Source organism: Corynebacterium sp. LK14 (genome assembly GCF_008042215.1).
In the GTDB taxonomy this organism is placed as follows: domain Bacteria; phylum Actinomycetota; class Actinomycetes; order Mycobacteriales; family Mycobacteriaceae; genus Corynebacterium; species Corynebacterium striatum.
In genome coordinates this window covers 1-25,253 of record NZ_NOVQ01000011.1, presented here as the reverse complement: position 1 = coordinate 25,253, position 25,253 = coordinate 1, and the positions used below count along the sequence as shown (strand labels likewise).

General features: G+C 58.2%; 18 protein-coding genes, 3 tRNA genes and 1 pseudogene. 13 read left to right on the top strand and 9 right to left on the bottom strand.

The window, feature by feature from the left end:
• Positions 1 to 400 precede the first annotated feature (400 nt).
• The 8 genes from CHU71_RS07470 to CHU71_RS07435 all read left to right on the top strand — a co-directional run bounded on the left by CHU71_RS07470 (position 401) and on the right by CHU71_RS07435 (position 9,983).
• Entirely contained in the window at positions 401 to 2,194 is a 1,794-nt protein-coding gene (locus tag CHU71_RS07470) for a DUF262 domain-containing protein (protein ID WP_147760674.1), read from the top strand.
• A gap of 31 nt (positions 2,195 to 2,225) precedes the next feature.
• A complete protein-coding gene (locus tag CHU71_RS07465; RefSeq protein ID WP_255456416.1) occupies positions 2,226 to 3,098 on the top strand; it encodes a hypothetical protein in 873 nt (290 codons plus the stop codon).
• A gap of 63 nt (positions 3,099 to 3,161) precedes the next feature.
• Complete coding sequence (serA, locus tag CHU71_RS07460; RefSeq protein WP_147760672.1) at positions 3,162 to 4,748, top strand: phosphoglycerate dehydrogenase; 1,587 nt, start codon at positions 3,162 to 3,164, stop codon at positions 4,746 to 4,748.
• Positions 4,749 to 4,867: 119 nt separating this feature from the next.
• Positions 4,868 to 5,884 (top strand): 3-isopropylmalate dehydrogenase, encoded by a 1,017-nt coding sequence (locus tag CHU71_RS07455; RefSeq protein WP_147760671.1) that lies wholly within the window; start codon positions 4,868 to 4,870, stop codon positions 5,882 to 5,884.
• A 21-nt stretch (positions 5,885 to 5,905) separates the two neighbouring features.
• Positions 5,906 to 7,759 (top strand): DUF294 nucleotidyltransferase-like domain-containing protein, encoded by a 1,854-nt coding sequence (locus CHU71_RS07450; protein ID WP_147760670.1) that lies wholly within the window; start codon positions 5,906 to 5,908, stop codon positions 7,757 to 7,759.
• Positions 7,760 to 8,404 carry an exonuclease domain-containing protein gene (locus CHU71_RS07445; RefSeq protein WP_147760669.1) on the top strand — a complete coding sequence of 215 codons (645 nt, stop codon included), beginning with the start codon at positions 7,760 to 7,762 and terminating at the stop codon, positions 8,402 to 8,404.
• Between the two features lie 126 nt (positions 8,405 to 8,530).
• Positions 8,531 to 9,340: a fumarylacetoacetate hydrolase family protein gene (locus CHU71_RS07440; RefSeq protein ID WP_172465258.1), complete on the top strand. Its 810-nt coding sequence runs from the start codon at positions 8,531 to 8,533 to the stop codon at positions 9,338 to 9,340.
• A gap of 19 nt (positions 9,341 to 9,359) precedes the next feature.
• A complete protein-coding gene (locus CHU71_RS07435; RefSeq protein WP_147760668.1) occupies positions 9,360 to 9,983 on the top strand; it encodes a bifunctional 2-polyprenyl-6-hydroxyphenol methylase/3-demethylubiquinol 3-O-methyltransferase UbiG in 624 nt (207 codons plus the stop codon).
• 27 nt (positions 9,984 to 10,010) lie between these two features.
• Here the strand turns inward: CHU71_RS07435 and CHU71_RS07430 are convergent, their stop codons facing one another.
• Positions 10,011 to 11,114: an isochorismate synthase MenF gene (locus tag CHU71_RS07430; RefSeq protein WP_147760667.1), complete on the bottom strand. Its 1,104-nt coding sequence runs from the start codon at positions 11,112 to 11,114 to the stop codon at positions 10,011 to 10,013.
• A gap of 120 nt (positions 11,115 to 11,234) precedes the next feature.
• Between CHU71_RS07430 and CHU71_RS07425 the strand changes: the two genes are divergently transcribed.
• A complete protein-coding gene (locus CHU71_RS07425; RefSeq protein ID WP_255456415.1) occupies positions 11,235 to 12,347 on the top strand; it encodes a PHB depolymerase family esterase in 1,113 nt (370 codons plus the stop codon).
• A gap of 47 nt (positions 12,348 to 12,394) precedes the next feature.
• Here the strand turns inward: CHU71_RS07425 and CHU71_RS07420 are convergent, their stop codons facing one another.
• Genes CHU71_RS07420 through CHU71_RS07390 form a run of 7 tightly spaced genes read right to left on the bottom strand, consistent with a single transcriptional unit; the run spans position 12,395 to position 21,604 of the window.
• Complete coding sequence (locus CHU71_RS07420; RefSeq protein ID WP_147760666.1) at positions 12,395 to 13,801, bottom strand: choice-of-anchor M domain-containing protein; 1,407 nt, start codon at positions 13,799 to 13,801, stop codon at positions 12,395 to 12,397.
• Complete coding sequence (locus tag CHU71_RS07415) at positions 13,798 to 14,763, bottom strand: anchored repeat-type ABC transporter permease subunit (RefSeq protein WP_049062896.1); 966 nt, start codon at positions 14,761 to 14,763, stop codon at positions 13,798 to 13,800. The genes CHU71_RS07420 and CHU71_RS07415 overlap by 4 nt, the downstream gene beginning before the upstream one ends.
• Positions 14,760 to 15,491: an anchored repeat-type ABC transporter ATP-binding subunit gene (locus CHU71_RS07410; protein ID WP_046645914.1), complete on the bottom strand. Its 732-nt coding sequence runs from the start codon at positions 15,489 to 15,491 to the stop codon at positions 14,760 to 14,762. The genes CHU71_RS07415 and CHU71_RS07410 overlap by 4 nt, the downstream gene beginning before the upstream one ends.
• On the bottom strand, positions 15,478 to 16,410 hold the full coding sequence (locus CHU71_RS07405) for a choice-of-anchor M domain-containing protein (protein ID WP_255456414.1): 933 nt from the start codon (positions 16,408 to 16,410) through the stop codon (positions 15,478 to 15,480). The genes CHU71_RS07410 and CHU71_RS07405 overlap by 14 nt, the downstream gene beginning before the upstream one ends.
• Positions 16,411 to 16,467: 57 nt before the next feature.
• On the bottom strand, positions 16,468 to 17,961 hold the full coding sequence (locus CHU71_RS07400; protein WP_166684796.1) for an anchored repeat ABC transporter, substrate-binding protein: 1,494 nt from the start codon (positions 17,959 to 17,961) through the stop codon (positions 16,468 to 16,470).
• A gap of 26 nt (positions 17,962 to 17,987) precedes the next feature.
• Positions 17,988 to 19,082 (bottom strand): choice-of-anchor M domain-containing protein, encoded by a 1,095-nt coding sequence (locus tag CHU71_RS07395; RefSeq protein WP_174775861.1) that lies wholly within the window; start codon positions 19,080 to 19,082, stop codon positions 17,988 to 17,990.
• A gap of 56 nt (positions 19,083 to 19,138) precedes the next feature.
• Complete coding sequence (locus tag CHU71_RS07390; RefSeq protein WP_255456413.1) at positions 19,139 to 21,604, bottom strand: choice-of-anchor M domain-containing protein; 2,466 nt, start codon at positions 21,602 to 21,604, stop codon at positions 19,139 to 19,141.
• A gap of 218 nt (positions 21,605 to 21,822) precedes the next feature.
• Between CHU71_RS07390 and gltX the strand changes: the two genes are divergently transcribed.
• The 4 genes from gltX (at position 21,823) to CHU71_RS07370 (ending at position 24,471) form a co-directional block, all read left to right on the top strand.
• A complete protein-coding gene (gene gltX / locus CHU71_RS07385) occupies positions 21,823 to 23,328 on the top strand; it encodes a glutamate--tRNA ligase (protein WP_147760663.1) in 1,506 nt (501 codons plus the stop codon).
• Positions 23,329 to 23,609: 281 nt separating this feature from the next.
• A tRNA-Gln gene (locus CHU71_RS07380) sits at positions 23,610 to 23,681 on the top strand.
• A 35-nt stretch (positions 23,682 to 23,716) separates the two neighbouring features.
• A tRNA-Glu gene (locus CHU71_RS07375) sits at positions 23,717 to 23,789 on the top strand.
• 606 nt (positions 23,790 to 24,395) lie between these two features.
• A tRNA-Glu gene (locus CHU71_RS07370) sits at positions 24,396 to 24,471 on the top strand.
• 141 nt (positions 24,472 to 24,612) lie between these two features.
• On the opposite strand, the pseudogene CHU71_RS07365 reads toward CHU71_RS07370, so the two are convergent.
• Positions 24,613 to 25,107, bottom strand: a pseudogene (locus CHU71_RS07365) (IS256 family transposase); the annotation flags it as partial.
• Positions 25,108 to 25,253: the final 146 nt, after the last annotated feature.

Here is a 25,253-nt window from a genome sequence, read left to right as displayed (position 1 = left end):
TCTGTGCAATTTCGCTCAACGCTTCATCTCCTCTCTTAAGTTGTATCTTTTTATAGCGTTCTAGGCCGCTATGGGGCAAGCTGGAAATCGGAAACTTTTCGACCCTGATACTCAACCCCTCCTGTTGCGCGTCGGATTGCAGGCTCGATCCCGCAAAGATCCCGCAAACGGGCTGGCAACCGTGCTAGAGGTGGCGAGGGTGGCACGTTTCTAACCTGTGACTATCCCGACGTCGCTGGTCGCGAATCTGGCGATTACTGATGAGCTGGGTCAAGAACCCGCTCGATGCTACTGCCTAACTAGGCGGCGCATTTGTGGTTTTAGAGTCCGATTTTGTCGGATTATGTGAGATATATTTCTGGGCGGGCAAGATGCTGTGAGCAGGGGTACAGTCGGAGCCATGGGTTTTACCACGCCAAGCTACGATCTTAATGACCTCTTCGCACGCATCGACCGCGGCGATATTCAACTTCCGGATTTCCAACGCGCCTACTCCTGGGATGAGGACCGCATTCGTTCCCTCATTGTTAGCGTGCTGCGTGGCTACCCAGTGGGTGCTCTGATGGCGCTGGATACACGAAATGAAACGATGCGGTTTAGGCCGCGTCCTCTCACCGGCGCGCCCGATACTGGCGTTAACCCTGGCTTGCTGCTGCTGGACGGCCAGCAGCGCTTGACCACGCTATATCATTGTTTCCGCGGCAATGGCTCGGTCGACACCACTGACTTCCGTTCGAAGAAGATCACCCGTACCTTCTACGTTGATCTGCACAAGGCAATCTCGGAGGAGATTATGCCCGACGAGGCGGTGTTTGCTGTGAACCAGCATGGCGAGCTGCGTTCGCACTTTGCCCCAAATATTGCGGGTGCAATTGTGGACCGCGAAACCGCGCTTGATGCCTGCTGCATCCCGGTTTCGGCGCTTCTCAGTGAAGAGGGCACCAGCATGCTCTTTGAACTGGCTGCGGCAAACGATGGCGTGAACCGCGACGTCGTATCGGCGTTTAACAACCGCATCTTGCGCCCCCTGTCTGGTTACGACGTACCGATGATCCGTTTGTCCCGTGAGACCGCTCGCGCTGGCGTGGGCTCCATCTTCGCGCAGGCCAATTCCGCTGGCCTGCAGATGGACGTCTTCGACCTCCTGACCGCCGTCTTTGCATCAGAGGATCCTGATTTCCACTTGGCGCAGGATTGGGCTGAGGTAGAGGCTGATCTGCGCCGCTCCCCAGCACTCGACGGTATTGGACGCAACGAGTTTCTTTCGGCGGTATCCCTTTATGTTTCCGGCGAGAAGGGCAATGCGGGTGGGCAGCGCGAGGACATCCTGCAGCTTTCGCTCGCGGAGTACAAGGCGGCGTCGGCAACGCTGCGCATCACGTTCCGAGAGGTCGCGGAGTACCTTGCGGAGCGCTGCATCCTGAGCCTGGAACAGGTTCCTTACAACGAGCAGATCATTCCGCTCGCCGTCATCCTTGCTCGTCTGGCCGAGCGCCACGGTGTGCTCTCTAAGAAGGAGTCGTGGGATCGCCTCAATCAGTGGTTCTGGAGTGGCGTGTTTGGTGAGCTTTACGGCTCTTCCGCAGTCAAGCTGCGTGCAGCGCGCGACGTCGATGAGGTCACCGCATGGGTGGCAGGGGAGTCCGAGGTAGTGCCGAAGACCGTCCAAGACGCATCGTTCCGCGAGTCTCGTCTGCTTTCCATCGACGAATCCGATGGCGTCTGGCATGGCCTCTACGCGCTGTTGATGGCCCGCGGTGCGCGCGATTGGCGGACGGGAATTGAGTTCAATCGCAATACCTTCGAGGAGCTGAAGCCGGGGTTCTTCCCGGTCTTCCCACTCAACTGGTGCAAGCGTCACGGTGTAAGCGAGGTGCTGGCAAACTCGGTACTCAACCGCACCCCAATGGGGAAGCGCACGGAAGTCGTGCTCGATGGCTACGCGCCTGAACGTTACCTGCCGCGTGTGCAGTCTAAGTCCATAATGGAGGATGCTGAGTTCGATGAGGTATTGTCCTCCCATGAGCTCGACATCGATCTTTTCCGTTCTACCCGTGCCCAGGAATTTTTCATTGACCGCCGTGAGCGGTTTGTAGGAATTGTCGAGTATGCACTGGACAAGCAGGTTATCCGCGATGTCGACGAAGCAAACCTCTCTGGCGGCGAAGAGGGCCCGCAGGCCTTTGCGCGTTAGACAGTTCCTCGCGCTGTCGCTAGCCGCCGTAATGGTTCCCACCATCGGCGGCTGCTCTGGCATTGGTCGCGGTCAAAAACTCGTCACCCCTGAGCTGGCAGAGCTTGCAAATGAAGACATCGATCTGGCGCGGGCGGCGGCTGAAAACACCAACCGACTGATCGATCCTGCCTTTGTGGGGAAGACCACCGTTGTCCAAGACCCGTGGGGATTTGAGTCGGCACGTCTGTTCTTCAAACAGTCCCATACGCTCTTTGTGGCTGAGAACTCGGACGCAGCTAAGTTGCGTGCTGCTTCAATTGCAGTCTCCCAACGAGCGCCGATGGTGGTTTATGACGATTCGGTGCGCAATGATATATACCGCTTGGCCGAAGATGTCGGCGCCAACCTTATTGTGACCGTGGGCAAGGTGCCGTTTGCGGATGCCTTTTATCCAGGCGAGGAAAGGCAACACCAAGTGGTCCGTGACCCTGGCAATACCAAAGCGCTCGGCGAGTACACCGCGTTTGGGTTTACCTCCAAAGTGATTGTCGATCCCAACCGTATGGTGGAGGAAGTTGCCGCCTTAGACTCGAATGAAAAGATTGAATTGAAGGCGGCTTGGGAGCCGCTGCCACAGCAAATCTCGCATAAAAAGATGCCTGCAATCCCCGGTTCGGCCCGTAGGGATGGCCAGATGTCGCCGAATATCGTTGCGACCTCCCAGAGTCCCATTGCAAATGTTGTGAATGCCAATGCATACGGTGGAACCGTTTTAATCATGACCGACCCTGACCCTAGTGCCACGAAGGTAGGGGCTGCGATGGTAGCTGGGTTAGAAGAAGGGCCGGTAGTTGCCCTTGGCCCCGAATTCGGTTCAGCGAAAGAATTTAGCGCAAAAATTTCCCGCGGATGGACGGAATAAACTACACTTCCATGCAACGTATGCGTTAGGTATACGTTCGCCCCCAACCAAGTTAAGGAAGTCATGTCGAAGCCGGTCGTTCTTATCGCCGATAAGCTTGCTCAGTCCACCGTCGCCGCTTTGGGCGACTCAGTAGAAGTTCGGTGGGTCGACGGTCCCAACCGTGCTGAGTTGCTTGCGGCGGTGCCAGAAGCTGATGCATTGCTGGTGCGCTCCGCCACTACAGTCGACGCCGAGGTGCTCGCCGCGGCCACCAACCTCAAGATTGTTGGCCGTGCAGGTGTGGGCCTTGACAACGTCGATATCCCCGCAGCCACCGAGCGTGGCGTTATGGTCGTTAACGCCCCAACCAGTAACATTCACAGCGCCTGTGAGCAGGCAATTGCTTTGTTGCTTGCCACAGCACGCCAGATTCCAGCGGCTGACCAGTCGCTGCGTCAGGGGGAATGGAAGCGTTCTTCCTTCAAGGGTGTCGAGGTATACGGCAAGACCATCGGTATTGTTGGCTTTGGCCACATCGGTCAGCTATTCGCTCAGCGTTTGAAAGCATTTGAGACCACCATCATCGCGCATGACCCTTATGCTAACCCTGCTCGTGCGGCAGCACTGGGCGTGGAGCTTGTTGAGCTTGAAGAACTGATGGCCCGTGCTGACTTTGTGACGATTCACCTGCCGAAGACTGAAGAAACTTCGGGCATGTTCGACGCCGAGCTGCTTGCTAAGGCCAAGAAAGGCCAGATCATCATTAATGCTGCGCGTGGTGGACTCGTCGACGAGCAGGCGTTGGCAGATTCCATTAAGGCGGGTCACCACCGCGGTGCCGGCTTCGACGTTTATGCCAGCGAGCCGTGCACGGATTCCCCATTATTCGAGCTGCCGGAGGTAACGGTTTCGCCGCACTTGGGAGCTTCGACCGTCGAGGCACAGGATCGTGCTGGTACCGACGTCGCAGACTCGGTTCTCAAGGCGCTGGCTGGAGAGTTCGTGGCAGATGCCGTGAATGTATCCGGTGGTCGTGTGGGCGAAGAAGTTGCGGGCTGGCTCGATCTAGCGCGTAAGTTGGGCCTTACCGCTGGCAAGCTGCTGGGCCAGGCGCCCGTGGCTATCGAAGTCGAGGCGCGTGGTGAGCTTTCCAACGAGGATGTTTCCGCGCTGGGACTCTCCGCTGTCCGCGGTTTGTTCAGCGGCGTGCTCTCCGAGGCGGTCACCTTTGTCAACGCTATGCAGATCGCAGAATCCCGTGGCGTCAATGTTGAGGTCCGCACTCGCGCCGAGTCCAAGGGTCAACGTTCCTCCCTCGTTGTCACCGTCATTGGTGCGGACGGCGCGACGTCGCAGCTCACTGGCGCCATCACCGGTATCGATGGCGTTGAGAAGTTCATTCGCATCAATGAACGCGGCGTCGACATGCGCGCCACCGGACGCAACCTGTTCTTTAGCTACGATGACGCCCCAGGCGCCCTGGGCACCGTGGGTACGAAGCTCGGCGCTGCCGGCATCAACATCGTCGCTGCAGCTCTTACGCAGGGCAAGACGCCAGCCGACGCCGTGCTTATTCTGCGCGTCGAGCGCGAGGTTGCAGAAGAGCTGGTTGAGGACATCAAGGTTGCCCTCGGTGCAGAGTGTGTCCAGCTGGATCTGGACGCCTAGCCTGACGCTTTCTGCTTAATCCGTCAATCTGACCCCCATGTGTTCCCGCTGCATGCGGAATGCATGGGGGTCTGCTAATGTGACCGTGTATCCATATTGTGAGAAAGGAATCCCGCAAAATGAAACTGGCGGTTATTGGCGGAGACGGAATCGGCCCAGAAGTTACTGCAGAGGCCCTCAAGGTGCTCAACGCGGTACGGGACGACATCGAGACCACCGAGTATGACTTGGGTGCGCGTCGCTACCTGCGCAATGGCGAGCTCCTCACCGATGCCGACCTCGCCTCTATTCGCGGGCACGACGCAATCCTGCTGGGCGCTATCGGCGCGCCAGGTCAGGTTCGCCCGGGAATCCTGGAGCGTGGGCTGTTGCTGAAGATGCGTTTCGCCCTGGACCACCACGTGAACCTGCGCCCCTCCAAGCTGTACCCAACGGCTACCTCGCCGCTGGCGAACCCAGGAGAGATCGACTTCGTCGTCGTCCGCGAGGGCACAGAAGGCCTGTACTGTGGCAACGGCGGCACCTTGCGTGAGGGCACTTCGCACGAGGTGGCCTCCGAGGTCTCCCAGAACACCCGCTTCGGCGTTGAGCGCGTTGTTCGCGATGCCTTCGAACGCGCAATGGGCCGCCGCAAGCATGTGACCTTGGTTCACAAGACCAACGTCTTGGTCAATGCCGGTGGCTTGTGGCAGCGCACCGTAGAAGAGGTAGCTAAGGAATACCCTGAGGTCACCGTGGACTACAACCACATCGACGCCGCCACGATTTACATGGTTACTGATCCTGGCCGCTACGACGTCATCGTCACCGACAACCTTTTCGGCGACATCCTCACCGACCTGGCTGGCGCTGTGACCGGCGGTATCGGCCTGGCCGCGTCTGGCAACATCGATGCTTCCGGCACCAACCCTTCGATGTTTGAGCCGGTCCACGGCTCGGCGCCGGACATTGCGGGAAAGGGCATTGCTGATCCAACCGCCGCCATTTTGTCTGCAGCGATGCTGCTGCGTCACATCGGCGACGAAGCCAATGCGGTGCGCATCGAAGAAGCCGTTGCCGCCGACGTCTCCGCTCGTGGTAGCGAGCAGCTCGGCACCACCGAAATTGGTGACCGAATCGCCGCCGCACTGACCTAAAAATCGCTACGCTGTGGGTGCATGAGCGTTGAATTAGACGAGGTCCGCAGTTTCCTCGCCCAGCACGAGCCCTTCTCCCGCCTTCCGGAGGAGGAGCTCGACGCGCTGCCCGCGCACCTAAGCATTGCGTATTTTCGCCGCGGCGATGTCATCGTCCGTCTTGGCGAAGAAAACTCCTTCCTGCACGTCATCCGTGCCGGGGCAATCGATGTCCTCGGTGAAGATGGCGTGCTTTTGGATCGTCGCGATCCCGGGCTGACCTTTGGCTATTCCACGTTAATGGGGCATCCGGAATCTCGTTACGAGATGATCGCCGTGGAAGACTGCTTGGTCTTTCGCCTGCCACAAGAAGCTTTTACTCAATTCGCCGAGCGCAACCCGGACATCGCGCGCTTCTTCTCGGCGCAGTCCCGGCAGATCCGTGCCGCTGCGCGCGAGCTGTCGGACGCCACCACGGGCGACGCCCTGCGCACACCTATTGAAGAGATCACCCGCACGGACCCGTTGCAGGCCGATTCTACGACGTCGATAAGCGCAGCTGCCCAACTCATGTCTGAGCATGGCGTGTCCTCCCTGCTCGTGGTTGACGGTGGGGAACTGACCGGAATTGTGACCGATAGGGACCTGCGCTCGCGGGTGCTTGCAGTAGGCCGTGACCCGCAGGAGGCGATCGCGGAGATTATGACGCGTACCCCGGTCACCGTGAACGCTAGCGCGCCAGCCATGGAAGCGCTGCTGCACATGGCAGAACGAGGAATCCATCACTTGCCCGTCGTGGCCAAAGGACAGTTGCGCGGCATCGTTACCCAATCCGACATCACGCGTTTGTTGCAGAACGACCCGCTCTATCTGACTGCGGATCTTTCCCGCAAGAACTCTGTCGAGGAGCTTGCTGGTTCCTTCAACGAGGCCACCGCACTCGCAGCACGCTACGTCGAGCGCGGCTCCACGCCTTCGGAAGCAGCGAGCCTCATCACCATCGCGGCAGACGCAATCGCGCGGCGTTTGTGTGTGCTTGCCGAGCGCGAGCTGGGCGCCCCACCAATCGACTACGCCTTCGTGGCGGTGGGTTCCCAGGGCCGGCGTGAAATGGCGCTTGCCTCCGACCAGGACAATGCATTGGTGTTGGCGGACGATTATGACGAAGCTCTCCATGGGGAGTACTTTGCGCGACTATCTTTGTTCGTGTGCACCGGATTGGACAAGGCCGGCCAGGTCCTGTGTCCGGGAGAGATGATGGCGATGACGCCACAGTGGCGCATGACGGTGACGCAGTGGGAGAAGACCTTCCACGAATGGATTACCGCACCGCAGCCGGACGCGCTGCTCAATGCGCAGATCTTCTTCGACTTCCGCGTCCTCTACGGCAGCCGGGAACTGGGCGAGCGCGTCCATTCTGCGGCTGTGACCATGGGCAAGGGGGCTCGCCGCATGCACGCGCACCTGGCGAGCTTGGCTGCCCGCCGCGAACCGCCGCTGACCTTCTTCCGCGGACTGGTGGTGGAAAGGGACGGCGAATACGCCAACACCCTAGACATCAAGAAAGGCGGTACCACGGGAATCGTGCAGATGGCGCGCCTTTTCGCTTTGGCCATCGGCAGCGAGGAGGTCGATACCCGCAAGCGTCTGCGGGAGGCTGCGGGGGACTCGCTAAGCAAGGCGGGAGCCCAGGAGCTTCTCGACGCCTTCGACTACCTGCGTTCACTTACTCTCGCGCATCAAGCACGGCAGCTGTGCGATGGCATTGCGCCGGACTATCACATCGATCCGAAACAGCTGGGCCGCCTCGAGCGCGAGCGCCTGCGCGACGCATTCCGCGCGATCAAAAGCATGCAGAATGCCCTTGCCACGAAGTATCCCGTGAGGAACATCTAGATGGGACTCTTTGATCGCTTCGTGCAGCACCTGGATTGGCAGCGTCCCGATCCGCGCACGCGCTTAGAGGACCTTCCGCTGTTGGCTGTCGACATGGAAACCACGTCGCTGGATCCAAGAGAAGGCGCGATTGTTTCGATTGGCTGGGTGCCCATTAACGGCGGTGTTATCGATCTCGGCGGCGCCGATTACGTGCTGATTAAGGGAGCTACTGCTGGCCAGATTGAACAGTCCGTGCACATCCACATGTTGACCCAGGACGTGGTGGATGCGGGCGTTGCAGAAAAAGAAGGTATATCGAGACTGCGCGAAGCCTTGCAGGGGCGGGTGTTGCTGGCGCACTTCGCAGCGCTTGAAGTGGGTTTTCTGGAGGCCGCCTGCAAGCGAATTTACGGAGCTGCGCCGCGCCTTGATGTGGTGGATACCTTTGCGTTGGAACGGCGCCACATGGAACGCATGGCCACGTACCCGCGTGCGGAGGATCTCCGCCTTGCGCGCGTTCGGCAGCGTTACGGCTTGCCCAATTACGGCAATCACAATGCGCTTAGCGACGCCCAGGCATGCGCCGAGCTCTTTCTTGCCATGCGCCACGACCTTGCGGGGATGACGTTGAAACAAGTGGTGGCGGCGTCGGAGCGGCGATAGGTTATGCGATTTAAGCTTCAGGTCACGGGTCCACGCTGGGTGCGGGAGAGGTCTTGGAGGAATTCGCAGAATTCAAATATGACCTTAGCTAACGTGTGAAGATCCCATATTGGTAGCATGGCCGTTATGCGTTTAGGACGAATTGCTCACCCAGAAGGAATCTGCTTCGCCATCATCGACGGGCCGAAGGACGCCCCGCTCGAGGAGCTTGTGGCTAAGGAAATCTCCGGCACTCCATTTACCACCCCAGAACCTACCGGACGCGAATGGAAGGTTAGCGACGTACGGTTGCTCGCCCCGACTTTGCCCACCAAGGTTGTTGCCCTGGGCCGCAATTACGCGGACCACGTGGCTGAGGTCTTCAAGGAGTCCGCTGAGCACCTTCCGCCGACAATCTTTATCAAGCCATCGACCGCGGTCGTCGGGCCGAACGTGCCGATCAAGATTCCAGACTTTGCCACCAACGTAGAGTTCGAGGGCGAACTGGCCGTTGTTATCTCTAAGGTTTCTAAGAATATCAAGGCTGAGAACTGGAAAGACCACGTTTTGGGTTACGTCATCTGCAATGACGTTTCCTCCCGCGACCTGCAGTTCAAGGACGGCCAGTGGGCGCGTGCAAAGGGCATTGATACCTTCTGCCCACTGGGTCCATGGATTGAGACCGACCTGGATTCACTGAACCTGGATGATCAGAAGATCAACGCCTACCTGACCCACGATGGCAAGCGTGAGCAGAAGCAGGACTCCAACACTGACCAGATGATCGTCAAGATGGGCGGCATTCTGGAGGAGATCTCCGCGGCTTATACGCTGCTGCCTGGCGACGTAGTAACTACCGGTTCTCCGGCTGGTACAGCGCCGATGGTTCCGGGCGACACCATCGAGATTGAGATTCCGGGTCTAGGCTCGCTGATCAACCCGATCGAACGCGCTTAATTTGGCGAAAGGTAGACCCATGCCCCACGTGGACAGTATGCACAATCATCATGAGCACGATAATGAGGGGCATGGGTCAACTCATGGCCCAGGGCATCTGCCCACCCGGGAAGAGTTTGAGGAACGCTACGCGCAGAGCCAACAGATATGGTCTGGCAATGTGAACGCAACGTTGGTTGACGAAGTAGCTGACCTACGGCCCGGTACCGCGCTTGACGTCGGCTGTGGCGAAGGCGCGGACCTCCAGTGGTTAACTGACCGCGGGTGGGAGGCGCTTGGCATAGACTTTGCGCCGACTGCTGTGCAGCGTTGCTTGGATCGTGGGCTGCATGCAGAGGTGGCAGACTATAACGAGTTTGAGCACGAACCTTTTAATTTGGTGGCGGTGCACTATGGCGGCATCCCGGCGACCGAGGAGGGTGTGGCCAAGCTTGAGGCCTTGACGAGTGATGTTTTGGTCTTTGTTCACCACGATCTTGAATCAGATGCCGTTGCTATGCCCGCGTGGCTTGCGGAGAACCTCAAGGAGCTTGAGGTGGTCAAGCTGGATAAGCGGGAACGCCGCGTCGAGGGCGGCGCAGGTGCCCACCATTCCCACGACGTGGTTTTGGTGGCCAAGCGCCCAACTGAAGCTGCTGGCTAAAGGGCTAGGGGTTCGACGTTCCGAAAGCTAGAGGCCCAAAGCCTTGAGGATGGTGCGTAGCTTTGCGCTCGTCTCGGCGAGCTCTTCTTGAGAGTTAGAGGATTCAACGATTCCGCCACCGGCCCAAGCTCGCGCGGAGAGGCCGTCGCCTGCGACTTCGGCGCAGCGAATGGCGACCATGTACTCGCCGTCGCCAGAGGAGTCGCACCAGCCAACGGCGCCGGCATAGAAGCCGCGGTCGGATTCCGCAGTTTCAATGAGCGCTTGAGCAGCCTCAGTTGGAGTGCCGCAAATCGCTGGTGTGGGGTGCACCAGGAGGGCGAGCTCGAGTGCAGTGAGCTCTGGGTCCTTAAGAGTTCCTGCGATTGGTGTGCCTAGGTGCCACATTTCATTGGTGCTGATGAGCTCCGGGGTGGTTGGCGCGCGCAGGGTATCGCAGAGCGGAGTGAGCACGCGGCGTAGATGATCAACGACGAACATGTGCTCGTGGAGATCTTTTGTGGAGTGTAGTAGGTCCTGTCCGGCGAGGTGGTCGCGGGCGCGGTCTGCTTGGCGTGGGGCAGAGCCTGCTAGTGGGAAAGCGGTTACGGTAGAGCCCTGCTTCTTGACCAGAACCTCAGGGGAAGAGCCGACCAGCATTGCGCCGGGACGTCCTGCTGGAGAGAGATCCGCGATGAAGCCGTCACGGTTAGCGGAGAGATCGATAAGACGTGCTGCGACGAATCGGGGGTCGACCGGTGCGGCGAATTCGATGTCTACCCCACGAGCCAAAACTACCTTGTCAAGCTTTGAGGATTGAATCGTGGCGATTGCAGCATCTACTCGACGCAGATGTTCCTCAGGCTCTGGGTCGAAACCGGTAACGCGCGCATTGAGGGTGCCCTGGCGGTAGTACGCGTGTGGTTCCAGCGGTCCGTCTTCGCGAATGATGGAAGCGGGTTCGGTTAGGGCAACAGCTTCGTCAGGGTTGAAGGGAAGGGCGCCGACAATCATTTCTGCGTTGCCAGTTCGAAGGGCGTTAATTGCGGTATCAGTGTCAGTGAAGGTCTTTTTCGCTCCTTGGGTGCGGACAGATCCTGTGGCGCGGGAGAGCAAAAAGTCGGGGGCCGTGGAGGGTCTGTTCGCATGCATGGGTATCTAGCTTACTTCTTTGCTGAAAATTCACAGAATTCCGCGAGTTCAAAGATGCCTGTGTGAAGAATGTGACTATTGTGACAAGGGTAAATTTTGCCCTTGATTAAGGAGTTGTCGGTGTTAAACCTGGGAAATTGGACGAAGAAGGTAGCTCGTTCGGCGATGGCTGTAGGAGCTGCTGTCCTCGTCGTGAGCGGCCCAGTTCACGCCGTCGCGCAAGAAGCACCTACTCCAGTGGTTGCACAGGAGCCAACACAAGCACCAGCACCAGCACCTGAGGGGGATCCGGTGCCTGCACCTGTGCCGGACGGCTCGCACCTGCTTCCGGAAGGTGTGAAGGAGTCCACCCCGGCGGAATCTCCGGAGCAGGCAACGCAGCCGCAGCTTCCACCAGAGGGCGTTGATCCTGCAGCACCGGCCGAACCAGTTGCCCCAGTTGATTCCACCGTCAATCCAGCTCAGCCAATTCCGAATGGGCAGACCCATTCGATCGAGATGGAGCACGAGGGCAAGATCCGACGCTATCTGGTCCGTGTGCCAAATAATTACAACCCGGAAGTTACTGCACCAGTTCTCTTCGGCTTCGGCGGTTGGGAGGATTCCCCGGAAAACTTTGCTAGCTACAACCGAATGGGTAGTACTGGCGCTGCTAACGAGGCAATCATTGTTTATCCAGAGGGCTTCGAGCGTGCTTGGGAAGCGGCTCCCTATGCCAAGACCCGCGATGGCGAGGACATCCGTTTCATCCAGCGGATCCTGGACGCGGTCGATGCTGATTACCGCGTAGACCGCTCGCGCGTATACGCAATGGGTATGTCCAATGGTGGTGGCTTTACCTCGGTATTGGGCTGCCACGCACAGGAAACATTTGCAGCTATTGCCACTGTTTCCGGAGCTTTCTACAACCCCGTAGAGGTCAACTGTGTTGATGCGCCCATGCACACCCTCATCATGCATGGTGTCGATGACCGCATGATGCAGTATGAAGGCGGAACACGCCATGAGGCCGGGTATCTTCCCGTTCGCGATGTGGTTGGTGGCTACCTTAATCGCAACCGATGCGACATGACCTTCCAAGCCGAGCAGAACGGTCCTATGGCAGAGCGACTCCGCTTTAACAACTGCCTGAAGGCTGTCGAGCTTCTTAAGGTCAAGGGCGACCATACCTGGTGGCATGAGCCGGACACCTCCAACGAGGTATGGAACTTCCTGTCCGACAAGCGTAAGTAGCCTCGTGGCTAGGACCGGTGAGGAGCCCAGCCACGGGTCCTTAGTTCCTAGCTCAGCGTGTTACTCGGGAACTGCTGGGCGGGTGCATCGGTTTGTCGGTTGCGGTTTCGGAAGAACTGCACCCACACGAAAAGGCCGGTGCCGAGGAGCAAAGCAAATACCCCCATTCCTGCGAGGAATCCTGCCCAAAAGTTAAACAAAGGCATCTCGTAGCTCATCTCTTGCGCATCTGTTTCCACATATCCTTGCTCGTCACCTGCGGCAAGATTATGGCTTTTAGCTGGATTTCTAAGGCCATGGCCCTTGGCGTCTTGTGTCTTCTTATCGCTCTGTTTGTCCGCTGTTTTCTGGGCCGTGCCTTTCCCGGAATTGCCTGAGCCGGAGTTCTTTGGGCTGTGGTCGCTCGTGGTCCCGCCTGAACGCATAGCGGGTGCAGTCTTACCGCGTTGAGCTGAGCCACCAGATTTTTGTCCGTCGGACGAGTCCTTTGTCGGCTCTTTCGAGGTCTTCTTCGCCGTCGTGGAACCTGTCTTGTCTTTCTTAGCGTTCTTGGTTGCAGTGGGCTTTGCGGAACTAGGGCTGCCTACTAGCTTCTCTGCTTCCTTGAGCGTTCCAGCTAGGGTTTTGTCGAGGCCGGCGATGGCTTTGCCAGTATCATTTATGTCCTTAGCCAACTGCTGGGCCCTGTTTTTTGGCTTAGCAGTGGACCCCCCAGCGTCAAAGCCCAGATTGCACAGTTCCGAGTCCGAGGTATTGCTACCCACCAGGAATGGCACCTTCATGGAGTGCTCGGAGCCATCGGACATGGTGAAAGTAAACGTAACCGCGTATGCGCCAGGCTCGGTAAAGCCAAGATTGACGTGAGTGTGTGAACGGTAATAGTCCCACGCCATGCCGGGGTCTTCGCTGTCGAGCCGCAGCTGGTGACCGGTAAGCTCGTCTTCCCATGCGACGATACGCCCACCGGCCGGCGCGCTGTTGAGCTCCATTGTCAGCTGTGCCGTATCGGAGTCCGTCATCGTGGACAAGTGGAGAAGCGAGAAACCGAACCAGGGGCGGGAGTATTCCTGTTTTTGCGGCAGGAGCCACGCATTGCCAGAGATACCTGGGAACCCGAGATCGTCGAGGGAGCGCGTCATTGCGTCGTCTACCATAACGACGAACTCGCCCTCTTCGCGCTCTACGTGGCTACCACTGCTGTCATCGTCGACGGTAAAGCGCAAAGGGCCATCATTGTCGTCGCGTACCGCTAGATCCTGGTGACCCTTTGTAATTCGGTAAGCGTTAGCAAGGCTGCATGATTCTTCAGCATGAGCCACGGCGGTGTTGGCATACGTCGGCATGAGAACGGGAGCTGCGGTGCCCAACAGAGCGGCTGCGCCCAAGGCAAGCGCTGTGTGCGGGAGACGAGTATGAGAAAGCTTGGAACGGAGTGGTCGTTTTACGAAGTTCATGCTGAAGGCTCCTTGTCGGTTTGGTTCTGGGTTTCGCTAGCTACAGGGGCGGAAATGGATGGGGTTGAAGAACCTGGAGAGGCTGCGTCCTTAGTTGAATTCACTCTCGGCTGGCGTGACGGCCTGCGTTGGAGTAGTGGGGAGACAAGCCAGGCTAGAAGGAACAAGGCCGTTAGTACTAGGACGATGGTCGCGCCCGCGGGCAGGTCGATGGCCCATGCGAGGTAGATACCGGCGAAGCTCGCTGCGGCGCCGATGAGACTAGAGGCGCACATCATGGCGCCAAGCGAGTTGGTAAGCAGCCGGGCTGTCGCAGCCGGCGTGATGAGAAGGGCCAGCACCAAGATGTTGCCGATGGTCCCCACTGAGATGACAACCGCGGCGGTAACGCACAGGTAGAGAACCAAGTCCAGAGCGAAGACTGGAAGTCCCATCGCGCGGGCGGTCTCTTTGTCTAGACACGCGGCTGTCAGCTGCGGTCCGAGCAACACGATGACGCCCACCACGCAGACGGTTACTGCCGCAGCGGTGTACAAATCAATGCGGGACACGCCCGTCAGTGTTCCGAAGAGGAAACTGGTTAAGGAAGCCGTGTAGCCCTCAACACGCGAGATGATGACCATACCGAGCGCGAAAGATGCGGCAAAGAAGATTCCGATGACTGAGTCTTCCCGTAGGTTACGACGCTGTGAGAAGCCCGCAATGAGCAGCGCCACGACAGTCCCTGCGACGGCGCCGCCCAAAAGCACAGAACCCTGCAAGGCGAAGGCGACCGCCAGCCCCGGGAACACGGCGTGGGAGACGGCGTCACCTATGAAGGCCATTCCGCGTAGCACCACGTAGCAACCCACCACACCGCAGACAATGGCAGCCAATATGGAAATCCCGACCGCACGCGCGAGAAAGTCCAAGTGCGGATTCGCCAGGTCTCTAAAGAAGTCAATTAATGTCACCTCAATCATGCGGCGACTCCAATCGCGGACAGCAAGGGAGAGTCTGCCTGAACACCGAACGTAGCGACCCACGAGGCGGCGTCGCCAAGCACGAGCTCTGCTGGTCCATCTGCCACCACACCCCGGTTGAACAGGACTAGGCGATGGCAGGAGTGGGCGGCTTCAGCGAGGTTGTGGGTGGACATGACGATGCTCGTCCCTTGGTGGCACAGCTGGTCAAAAAGGAAAAGCAACTCCTCTGTGTTGGGCGCATCCAGCCCGGTGAAAGGCTCGTCGAGCAGCAGGACTTCCGGTTCAGTGGCAAGGGCTCTGGCGATAAGTACTCGTTGGCGCTGCCCACCGGAAAGCTGTGCAATGGGTCGACGCGACAGTTCCTCGAGGTTGGTCAACTCCAACGCCCGGCGAGCGGCCTCATGATCCACGCGCTTGGGGCGTCGGCACCAACCGATAAGTCCTGTGCGTCCGCCCAGGACGGCACGATAGACGTTTATAGGGAAGTCCCACTCCACGTCGTGGCGCTGCGGAACATAGCCCACGGCAGCTGTGCGATCGATGTTGCCTCGATACGGAATGAGGCCCAGGATCGAGCGCATAAAAGTTGTCTTGCCAGCACCATTAGGGCCCAATAGGCCGATGAACTCGCCGCGGTCAACCCGCAGAGATGCATTTTCGATTACGTTTCGACCGCTGAGCGTGACACATACGTGCTCCGCGCTAATCACCTTAGAGGTTTCCATTATCTGCCTTCCTGCGTGAAGAGGCGACGAGCATCGCCACGGACCCTACGAGGACCAGGGCGCCTAGCCCCACGAGGGCCCATATCCACCACGCCAATCCAGAATCGGCCTTCTCATTTACCGCGGCCGGATCCCACTCGGTGTTTTGGGCCTCCGCCACGTCGGTGTCATTGCCCACCGCAAAGGTGAGGACGCCGTCTGTGCTGAAGTCACTACCGTCCTTGGTTTTGCCGGAGAAGCGGACTCCTACTTGATGCACACCGGGTTCGGTAAAGGTCCAGTTCGCATGGGTGTGGGTGTTGAGATCGACCCAAAAGCCTTCCTGCTGTTGCTTAGCAGTGGACCAGAGGACTTGGGGTGCCTCAAAGCCGCCGTTTTGTAGGAACAAGGAGAACTCACCGGGGCCGGAATGCCCGAGGAACTCCAAGGTGACGCCACGATCGACGGCGTCGACAAGCGAGGGCGACTGAGTATTCCAACCTACCCACGGCACCCCGGCTTGCTCTATCTGTGGAACAACCCAAACATTTTGGCCAGGGGTGCCGCCAACGAAGTCGAACTGGGCGTCGTCAGGCAGCGCCAGCTGTGCGTCATCGCCGACCTTGAACACAACGTCGTTCAAGTCTCGCCACACTGGGGTGGCGGCGGAATCGTCACGCGCCAAGAACTGCGCCTTACCGTCGATAAATTGCGCGCCCACATCGACGTGCCCATGGTCGATGACAGCTTCGGTGCCAGGCTGCGCGATCTCCTCGTCCCCCGAGACCACCTGGGCCAGATCGCCTGCCCACGCACTCGGAACCGGAACCACCGAGGTCACCAGCACTGTCAAGGCGGTGGCCAACCCTAGGAAGACCACGGGGAGACGGGCGAGGAGGGAACCATGTGGAGTATCGGGTGAAAGTAAAAATCTATGCATGAGTGTTTCCTTCTGTGGTGTGTGTCGTTGTGTGCGAGTGAGGGGGCGTGAATTGGGTTAGGCCAGACATCGGCGAAGCGAATCAGCGTTGAAACGCATGAAGTCGATGTAGGTGGGGACGCGTTCGTCGAGGGTGTCGCCATAAATGGGGCAGACTGCCACCCCTAGTTGAGCTGCGGCTTCAGTGAGCGTGGCGGTGCTTGATTGCTGAGTGGGCTCGACAAAGACTGCGGGCAGCTGGAGGTTTTCCAGCGTGCGGCGCAGCGCGATGACGTCGCGGGGTGAGGGTTCGATTGCCGGGTTTGGTGTCACGAAACCAGCCACCTGCATTCCATAGCCCTGTTCGAGGTAGGCGTAGCCGTGGTGCGGCGTGACCAGATGCCGGCGGCTTTGCGGAATGGCGTTTAACTGCGCTGCGACGTATTCATCGGTCTGACGTAACGAGTCTGAATAGGATTGCGCTCGCTTGCGATATTCCGCACCATGGGTGGGATCGACGAGGGCAAGTTGGTCCGCGATCACCTCGGCCTCGGCAATGACGTTGTCCACGTCGTGCCACAGGTGCGGGTCCACCTCGCCGTGGATGTGCTTGCCCAAGACCGCCTGGGGAAGGAGATAGGTTTCCGAACCCGGCCGGCCGAGGAAACGATAGCTTGGGTTCGGGGGAATCTCCTGCAGCGTTGAAGAGGGAAGCGTCAGGGCAGTAGTCGCTGGATCGAAGTGCTTTCCATTGTCTTGGAGGTCAATGGTGCTGCCCGCCATGTTCGCGGTGATGTCCACGTGGCCTTCACTAAGTGCCTGCATCCCGTCAGGTGGGTTAACGCCCACAGCCACGGTGATCTCGGTGCTTTCGGTCGGCTCGGTATCGCCCTCCTTGGAGTCCGCGCGGAACCCAAGGTGGTAGATGCCCGGCTTGGAAAAGCCCCAGGAGACGTGGGTATGAGCGTTGGCCGGCAGCCGCGCGGTGTCCTCGCGGGCGGAGATACCATCAGCGCTGTTGAAAAGAACTTCTGGGGTGCCAAAGGTAGTGACCACGTATGCGGACACATCACCGGGCCCCTCTGCAGAAACCATGCTCAGCTCAACGGCGTGAGAGTTTGCTGGGGCATCCTGGATGCGCAGGCCCAGCCAGATGGCGTCGAGGGCGACGTTTTCTACGAGTGGGACCAGCTTTGCACCACGGGTTGAGGCTTGATCGGAGACTTCAACGACGGGAGCCGACGACGTCTCGCGGAGGGTGTCCATCAGCGCTTGGGGTTCGAGGAGATAACCGTTGGCGAAGGTGACGTCGGCGTTCGCTGCGTCGCGGATGGTACGCAGGGAGGGCTCAAAGGTGTGCGGGTCTTTGCCTGCAGGAATGAGCGTGGTGACGTTGACGTCAGGTCCTGCGACGTTGCGAACAACGTCGGCGAGGATTGGCGTAGTGGCTACTACGTTCAAGGCCGCGGGGCTGGTCGTCGCGCCTGGATGTAGTTCCGCTTGGCCTGCACTGGTACAGGCGCTGAGAGCGAGTGCGCTTAACAACGCCCCCAGCACCATGCATCTGCGCATCCCAAGGCTAGGGATTGGGTATTGCATTAGTCGCGCGCCTTAGCCAATGCGAGACGAGCAACGCCCAAGCCAAGTACCAACATTCCACCGCCGAGGATTGCGATGCCCCAAGGCAAGTAGCTCCTGGGTTCCCCGTAAGCACCTGCTACTGATTGCAACTCGACGTCGGTATCCGGATCACCTTCCCCAGCGTGGGCCGCGGCTTTTTTGGAGTGGTGCTTGTTGCGGGATTTCTTCTGATCAGCCTTAGCTTTTCGTCCGTCACCCGTGGTTCCGTTGGACGATCCTCGGGAGGAGCCGTTGCGCGAACCTGCAGCTGCGCCGCTTCCAGCACCGGCAAGGCCCGCGGCGGACGAGCCACCGCTGCGGGATACTCCGGAGGCAGCGGAGTCGGAGGATTCCTCCGAACCGGAGTAGTCCCCGTCCTCGGACGCCTCTTCATCCGAGGACGCTGCCTCCCCATCGCCCACGTCCCAGGTGTAGGTGACGGTGTTACTGGTGTCGCCGTTGGAGGCTGCCTGCACCGTCATGGTATAGATTCCTGGTTGGCTAAACGCCCAGTTGACGTGACGGTGCGCTGGGTATGGCTGATTGATGACATCGCCGCTGGTCAACTCCAGTGAGCCGGAGTTGGTCACGGCGTTGAGCTCGCCAAAGCCAGCGGTTTCGAAAACATAGACGGAACCTGGTCCGCTGACTTCACGGAACTTGAGATCAACGTCGGTGTAGCCGGCCTTTTGGGCGGGCTGGGTGTCCCACCCGGGCCAAAGGATGTCTTGTCGCTGCGTCTGGGGCAGGTAGTAGGTGGATTCGCCGATTCCGTCGATGCTCTCAGTGACGTCGGACCACGCGTTCTCATTGACTTTCAAAATCACGTCATTGCCTGGTCGCTCCACGGCAGCGCCCGTGATGTCTTCTTTCATAGACAAAGAAAGCTGACCATCGGGCGCAGACACGAAGAACGCGTCGACGTGCCCGGAATCGAATACTTCCTGTGCATGCGCCTTAGGCCACGGTGCGATGCACACCGCTAGCAAACATACCAAGAGCAGGCTAAACCTCCGCCACAGCTGGCGGGGATGGATGACAGGCGTTTCTAACAGGCGTACGAGTGAGTTCATGAAGATGGGTCCTGAATGAGTTTGGGTGAGTTGGGGAGGCGAGGGGAGTCCTCGGATTAGCGTCCGGTAAGACCACGCATCCACCGGTCAATTTCGGCGCGGTGATCGCGGTAGAAATTGAAGAACGCCTGGAAAATAGTTGCCAGGACCACTGGAAGCACGAGCGACAACGGATTAAAGGAGGAACCCTCCTCGTGCGGCTGTGGCTTTGGTTGCGGCTTTGGCTCTGGCTTTGGTTGCGGCTTTGGCTTAGGTGCAGCCGACGTCGAAGACGGTGCTGGTTTAGGCGCAGGGGCCTTAGACGAGGAGCTTGGGGCAGGCTTTGGCTCTGGCTTATCCGCGGCACAGTCAGCAATAGCTTTGTCACCCATTGCCATGGTGAGATGCTGTGGCTGGGAAGCAAGCTTCTTACCGTCTGTCGTCTCAGCGGTGTAGGTCACCTCGAACACATAGGTACCTGGCTTGGAGAAAGCCCAGTTAGTATGGGTGTGCGTTGGAAACGTGGTGTCGATCGTGAAGTCGTCCTTAGTGGAGTCCACGAGAATCTCGCCTGGGCCACCGAGATTACCGGTGAGCCACATACCGAACGACGCCCCTTCAGGCATGGAAACCGGCTTGATGTTCAGCTGAACGACGCCGTCCTTGTAGTCCTTGTAATTGAGTTTCTCGGTGTTATAGCCAGGCCAGATAACGTCGCGTTTTTGAGTCTGCGGAAGCAAGAAAGTCTTTTCACCGACCGGGCCCATGAAATCGAAGCTTGGGTCACCATAGTTCTCAGGGCGGGAGATCATTGCATTGTTGTGCACCGCAAAGACGACGTCGTCAAGCTTGCGGTAGGTCAGCCCTGAAGCACCGATGTTTGTCTCATCCTTTAGCTTGGTCTCAAACGCATCTCCCTCGCGAACACTCATGATGTCGACGTGACCGCGGTCCAGGGAGAGCTTCGCAGAGCACACTGTGCCCTCGGTGCCCTCGGGGTTCTTTCCTTCCGTTGCCGGGACAGAGGTTTCTCCGGTTCCTGGAGAGGCCTCTGGCGAGGTCGTCGGATTGGCTGGATTTTCATCGGATGGTGCCTCGGCTACGCCGAGCTTTCCGTCGGCGTCGTAGGTCTTGCCGGACTTGTACTTGTCCGTCAAGACAACTGAGCCGGATCCCGCCTTAATTGTTGGATGAGGTGTGACGGTGACCTTCACTTTAGCCTCGTCGTAGAGTCCACCGTCCGCAAAGAGGAACTCGCCGTGACCATTGTTGATCGCACCTTCAAAATCGACGGTGGCGAAGTTAGAATTGCCTTCGTAAAGACCGCCGTTGATAAAGCCGGAGAAGCTTTTGTCCGCGGTATCGACCACAAGCTTGGATACAGAATCGTCGACCCGCTCGATTCGCGTATGGAATGCAGGTGTCGACGGAACGGTTTCTTCTATCGGCGCGAGATTGCGCGGCGCGTGCGATTCGTTCCACTTGTCAGCGGACTTGGTGGAATCCGTCGATACTTTACTCTGCGGCGCGTAGGCGAGCGTTTCGGAGATCCAGCGCGGTGCGTCGTCCTCAGGGGTAAAGACCGCCTGAATCTCAGAGCCCAGTGGGCCGAGGAACTCATCCCACTGCGCCACGCCATCGCTTACGGGCAGATCGGTGAGGAAATAGCCGTCGATAAGCAGCGTCAGCGTGCCTGAAGCCTTGTTTTCTGCATTGAAGCTGATAGTGGACAGGTTCTCGTCGCCGTCCTTTTCAGGCTTGGACTTCGGAGCAATGTCGAGCTTGTAGCCTGCCGCAGAGGCATCGCCGTCAGTCGCGGCGTCGTAGCGCTCCCGCAAGGAAGGAGTCGGGTCATCGGCAGGCTTCATGCCTCCTACCTGTAGGGAAGTGGTGGTCGGCTCCGAGGCGACGAGCGTGCCGTCCTTCTTACGCGCGGTGGTGCGGTAGGTGACCTCGTAACGCCCAGGCTTCGTGAACATTGTGTAGTTGTGCGTGTGCGTACCAGCGGTGAGCTCAGCAGAATGCGCAGAGCTCGGTGTTGTGCCGAGCATCCGGCGAAGGCCGGCTGGTGAGTTGTGATAGTTGAAGAGCTCGAAGTCGCCCGGACCATCGACAGACACGATGTCTAGGGACGCGTACTCGTCGCGGAAGTTTTTCACAGGCAAGCCTGCATCGGCGCCGAAGCCGAGCCAAATCGGATCGTGGGAGCCAGTAGGGTTGTGAGGAGCAGCGTAGTAGGTTTCGCCGGGCTTTCCGATGAAGTCGAACGAGTTATCTGCAGGAAGAGTGAATTGGTACTGGTTTCCGCCATCGCGGCCCCAGCCTTTTCCGATCCACGCGACGGTATCTGGCAGCGGCGTAGTGGTTGAGTTGTGCTCAGACTTTAGGACGAAGTTGTCGCCTTCCCAAAATGTCTTTGGGGAATCGACGTGACTTTGGGTTGCGATTGCTTTTCCGTCGTCAGGACCCGCGAGTGCTACTCCAGGTGTGAGAAGCGAGAGGGTAGTGAGAAGAGCTAGATAGCGAGTGCGGTTACGAGCCACAGCGTGGAGACCTTTCTTCAGTTCTGGTGTGAGGTCTACACTATAGAAAATGAAAATCATTTCAGGGAATAGAAACTCGCTCCCGCATTAGTCGCTGGGAAAACTTAATGAATTTGACTTTCGGTTACCCCAATTTGGGTTCAACCCGTCGCTGGGGAGGGTAGCGCGGGGTGATGCATGCTTGGCCGGTGGTACGGCGCTAAAGCGCCTGCACTACCATGGTCGGCATGACTGAAACTACTTCTGACGTACGCGTACGTTTCTGCCCATCGCCCACCGGCACCCCGCACGTGGGCATGGTTCGTACTGCGCTTTTTAACTGGGCATACGCGCGCCATACTGGTGGCAAGCTGGTTTTCCGCATCGAAGACACCGACGCTGCACGTGACTCCGAAGAGTCCTACCAGGCCATCATTGACTCCCTAAAGTGGCTGGGCATGGACTGGGACGAGGGCGTTGTGACAGGTGGTCCGCACGAGCCTTACCGCCAGTCCCAGCGCATGGACATCTATGCCGATGTTCTGGAGAAGCTGAAGGAGGGTGGCTACGTCTACCCGGCTTATTCCACTGCCGAGGAGGTAGAAGAGCGCCACAAGGCGGCCGGCCGTGACCCAAAGTTGGGCTACGACAATTACGACCGCGATCTCACCGACGAGCAGATTGCGGCATTCGAGGCGGAAGGCCGCAAGCCAGTGTGGCGCCTGCGTATGCCGGAGCAGGATTGGACCTGGAAGGACCTCGTTCGTGGTGAGTTGACCTTCAAGTCTGAGACCCAGCCGGATTACGTCGTTGCACGTTCCAACGGCGCGCCGCTTTACACTCTGGTTAACCCGGTCGATGACGCGCTGATGGGCATCACGCATGTTCTGCGCGGTGAGGACCTTCTTTCCTCCACTCCGCGTCAGCTGGCGCTGTACGAGGCGCTGAAGGAACTCGGCATAGCCAAGCAGACCCCGGAATTTGGCCACCTTCCGTTCGTTATGGGCGAGGGAAACAAGAAGCTTTCCAAGCGCGACCCGCAGTCCAACCTCTTTAATCACCGCGACGCCGGCATCATTCCGGAGGGCATGCTCAACTACCTGTCCCTGCTGGGCTGGTCTCTGTCTGCGGATCGGGACATTTTCTCCGTGGACGAGCTCGTTGCGAACTTCGATGTGGAAGACGTTCTGGGTAACCCGGCTCGTTTCGATCAGAAGAAGCTGGAGGCTATCAACGCCGATCACATTCGCCTGCTGGAGCCCGAGGTCTTCGCGCAGCGTCTGCGTGATTACCTGACCGAGTACACCGATTTCCCGGCTGACTATGACGAGCAGAAGTTTGCTTTCGTGGCAGACCTCGTTCAGACCCGCATCAAGATGCTTGGCGACGCCTATGGCCTCATGAGCTTCCTGGTTACTCCGGATGCCGAGCTGGAGCTCGACGAGAAGTCCGCAAAGAAGAACCTCAAGAAAGATGCGGTGCAGCCGTTGGAGGTCTCCATTGCTCGCTTGGAGGAACTGGAAGAGTGGAAGACCAACGCCATCGAGGGCGTGCTGTCCAAGGCCCTCATTGAGGAGCTCGAGCTGAAGCCTCGTAAGGCTTACGGTGCTCTGCGCGTAGCCATCTCCGGCCAGCAGGTCTCCCCGCCACTGTTTGAGTCCATGGAGCTTCTGGGCAAGGAGTCCACCCTCAATCGCTTGCGCGCTGCTTTGGCTGTTACGCCGTTCCAAGCGCCCGCACAGTAGAGCTAGCTAAGGCGTAGTTTCTATTTAAGCACTTCTCGTGGCCCCATTCCCGCAATACGTTGGAAGTAGGGCCACGTCCGTTTGGGGCAGACAGAAGCGGCGGCTGGTGCAAAGCGCAACGATGTAATTAGAACGCGCTTAAACGTACCTTTTAAGGTTTAAAAAGCTCCGATGACGTGGTGATTTGTGTGAAAACCGAAACGGTGGCTATAGTAATAAACCGTTGCAGCGAGCAATACCGCGGGGTTCGCCTCGAAGGTGGTTAAAGCTCAAAGCGATAATGGCCTATGGTGTAATTGGCAACACTACGGTTTCTGGTACCGTCATTCTAGGTTCGAGTCCTGGTAGGCCAGCAGTGATTACTGCTAAGCAGAAGTCACAGTCCTATGCCCCGTTCGTCTAGCGGCCTAGGACGCCGGCCTCTCACGCCGGTAACACGGGTTCAAATCCCGTACGGGGTACAAATTAAAAATCTCGAAACACTTTCGTTAAAGATGGTGTTTCGAGATTTTTCTCATGTTTGCGGCGCGGACCGGTCCTTGTTTACCCCATACCAGCGCGCTAAATCTCGAGCACTCCTTGCCTTAGGCTTAAGTACCAGGGGAGGGACCACTGGGAAGTTCTTCAAAGTGCTTCCGCGGCTAATATTCGGTGCCTAGACTGCAGATATAAGCAGTTACCGGATGAAAGGAGAGTAGATGGCGGATATTGAAACGCATCATTTTCACCGACGCTACTCTAACGCCTTCGACTAGGCAGCATCGCTAGAATCCATAACTTCCTTTAACCAACTCTCGTAGAAGTAGGAGCCTCGTGCGAATGCTGTTAGACGTTAAGCGTCATCCCGAACCCGAGTTGGCACGCTAAATTTCCAGGCTCTGTCTATCAACAGATTGCAAGCGGAATAACCACTGATTCGATCCGCGCCCAGCCTATGAGAAAACAAGCTGCTAACCACGCAAGAAAAGCGCCAAAGGGTTCGGGATTTTTCTATTGCTAGCTGGCGATTTGTTTAATTGTTTACGCATCGTTTACTCTTAACAAGTCCGCAACGGACAGCTAAACGAGCCCCGTTCGTCTAGCGGCCTAGGACGCCGGCCTCTCACGCCGGTAACACGGGTTCAAATCCCGTACGGGGTACCATTGTGTTCTTACACATACGAGTAACGAATTAACAGAGGTAGCCAGGTCTTCGTGCCTGGCTTTTTCTGTTTCTCGGGTTAGATCTACCCTTGGAGCCAGGGCTAAGTAGCAAAAAGTGTGTCCGTTACGGCGTGTCGTGGGTTAGTGGATCCAGCCTTTTTGGATGCCAAGGTTGTGTGAGTACTCGTCTCCGATAGCGTTGTCGTAGAGCGCTGGTCTACCGGTTTCCTGGTTGCCGGTGTTTTGTTGGGGCGTGGTGTTTACTTTGGCGAGTGCATCACGCCCCCAATTAGCTCGGCGAGCGATATCAGCGGGATTTTCATGGGCTTGGGTGCGAAGGTAAAGCCACCAATCCAACATGAGTCGCTGGTGTTCTCCTGAACGTCCACGATGTAGCTTGGCTACATCTTTTAGCGGGGAATTGAAGCCGCCTTCCAGCCTGTTGGTTGTCGATGCCCATTTCGTGGTGGCCAATCCCTCAGGCGGTGGCTGTAGGTATCCAAACAGCCATTTGTTGCGTTCTAGGTTTGCCAAGCTGTTGTAGGCTTTGCGCACTCTGTCGTGGGTAAACGTCATTGCTCCAGTGTCTGGGTTGCGTGTTTTCTGGTTCATGTAGGTGCGGTAGACACTATGGAATTGGACCTGACCCCTGTTTGGTGGACACCTGATATCCAGCCCGGTTGGGTTGGGAAGAAAGGTAATCTACCACCATGCCTAGGTACTCCGAACAGTTTAAACGTGATGCTGTGGCCCTCTACGAAAACAATGAGGACCTTTCACTT

Coding starts and splice junctions, on each gene's coding strand:
- CHU71_RS07470 (WP_147760674.1), top strand. CDS start 401: ATGGGTTTTACCACGCCAAGCTACGATCTTAATGACCTCTTCGCACGC.
- serA (WP_147760672.1), top strand. CDS start 3,162: ATGTCGAAGCCGGTCGTTCTTATCGCCGATAAGCTTGCTCAGTCCACC.
- CHU71_RS07415 (WP_049062896.1), bottom strand. CDS start 14,763: ATGATTGAGGTGACATTAATTGACTTCTTTAGAGACCTGGCGAATCCG.
- CHU71_RS07450 (WP_147760670.1), top strand. CDS start 5,906: ATGAGCGTTGAATTAGACGAGGTCCGCAGTTTCCTCGCCCAGCACGAG.
- CHU71_RS07420 (WP_147760666.1), bottom strand. CDS start 13,801: ATGAACTTCGTAAAACGACCACTCCGTTCCAAGCTTTCTCATACTCGT.
- CHU71_RS07465 (WP_255456416.1), top strand. CDS start 2,226: ATGGTTCCCACCATCGGCGGCTGCTCTGGCATTGGTCGCGGTCAAAAA.
- CHU71_RS07430 (WP_147760667.1), bottom strand. CDS start 11,114: ATGCATGCGAACAGACCCTCCACGGCCCCCGACTTTTTGCTCTCCCGC.
- CHU71_RS07455 (WP_147760671.1), top strand. CDS start 4,868: ATGAAACTGGCGGTTATTGGCGGAGACGGAATCGGCCCAGAAGTTACT.
- CHU71_RS07435 (WP_147760668.1), top strand. CDS start 9,360: ATGCCCCACGTGGACAGTATGCACAATCATCATGAGCACGATAATGAG.
- CHU71_RS07405 (WP_255456414.1), bottom strand. CDS start 16,410: ATGCATAGATTTTTACTTTCACCCGATACTCCACATGGTTCCCTCCTC.
- CHU71_RS07445 (WP_147760669.1), top strand. CDS start 7,760: ATGGGACTCTTTGATCGCTTCGTGCAGCACCTGGATTGGCAGCGTCCC.
- CHU71_RS07440 (WP_172465258.1), top strand. CDS start 8,531: ATGCGTTTAGGACGAATTGCTCACCCAGAAGGAATCTGCTTCGCCATC.
- CHU71_RS07400 (WP_166684796.1), bottom strand. CDS start 17,961: ATGCGCAGATGCATGGTGCTGGGGGCGTTGTTAAGCGCACTCGCTCTC.
- gltX (WP_147760663.1), top strand. CDS start 21,823: ATGGTCGGCATGACTGAAACTACTTCTGACGTACGCGTACGTTTCTGC.
- CHU71_RS07395 (WP_174775861.1), bottom strand. CDS start 19,082: ATGAACTCACTCGTACGCCTGTTAGAAACGCCTGTCATCCATCCCCGC.
- CHU71_RS07410 (WP_046645914.1), bottom strand. CDS start 15,491: ATGGAAACCTCTAAGGTGATTAGCGCGGAGCACGTATGTGTCACGCTC.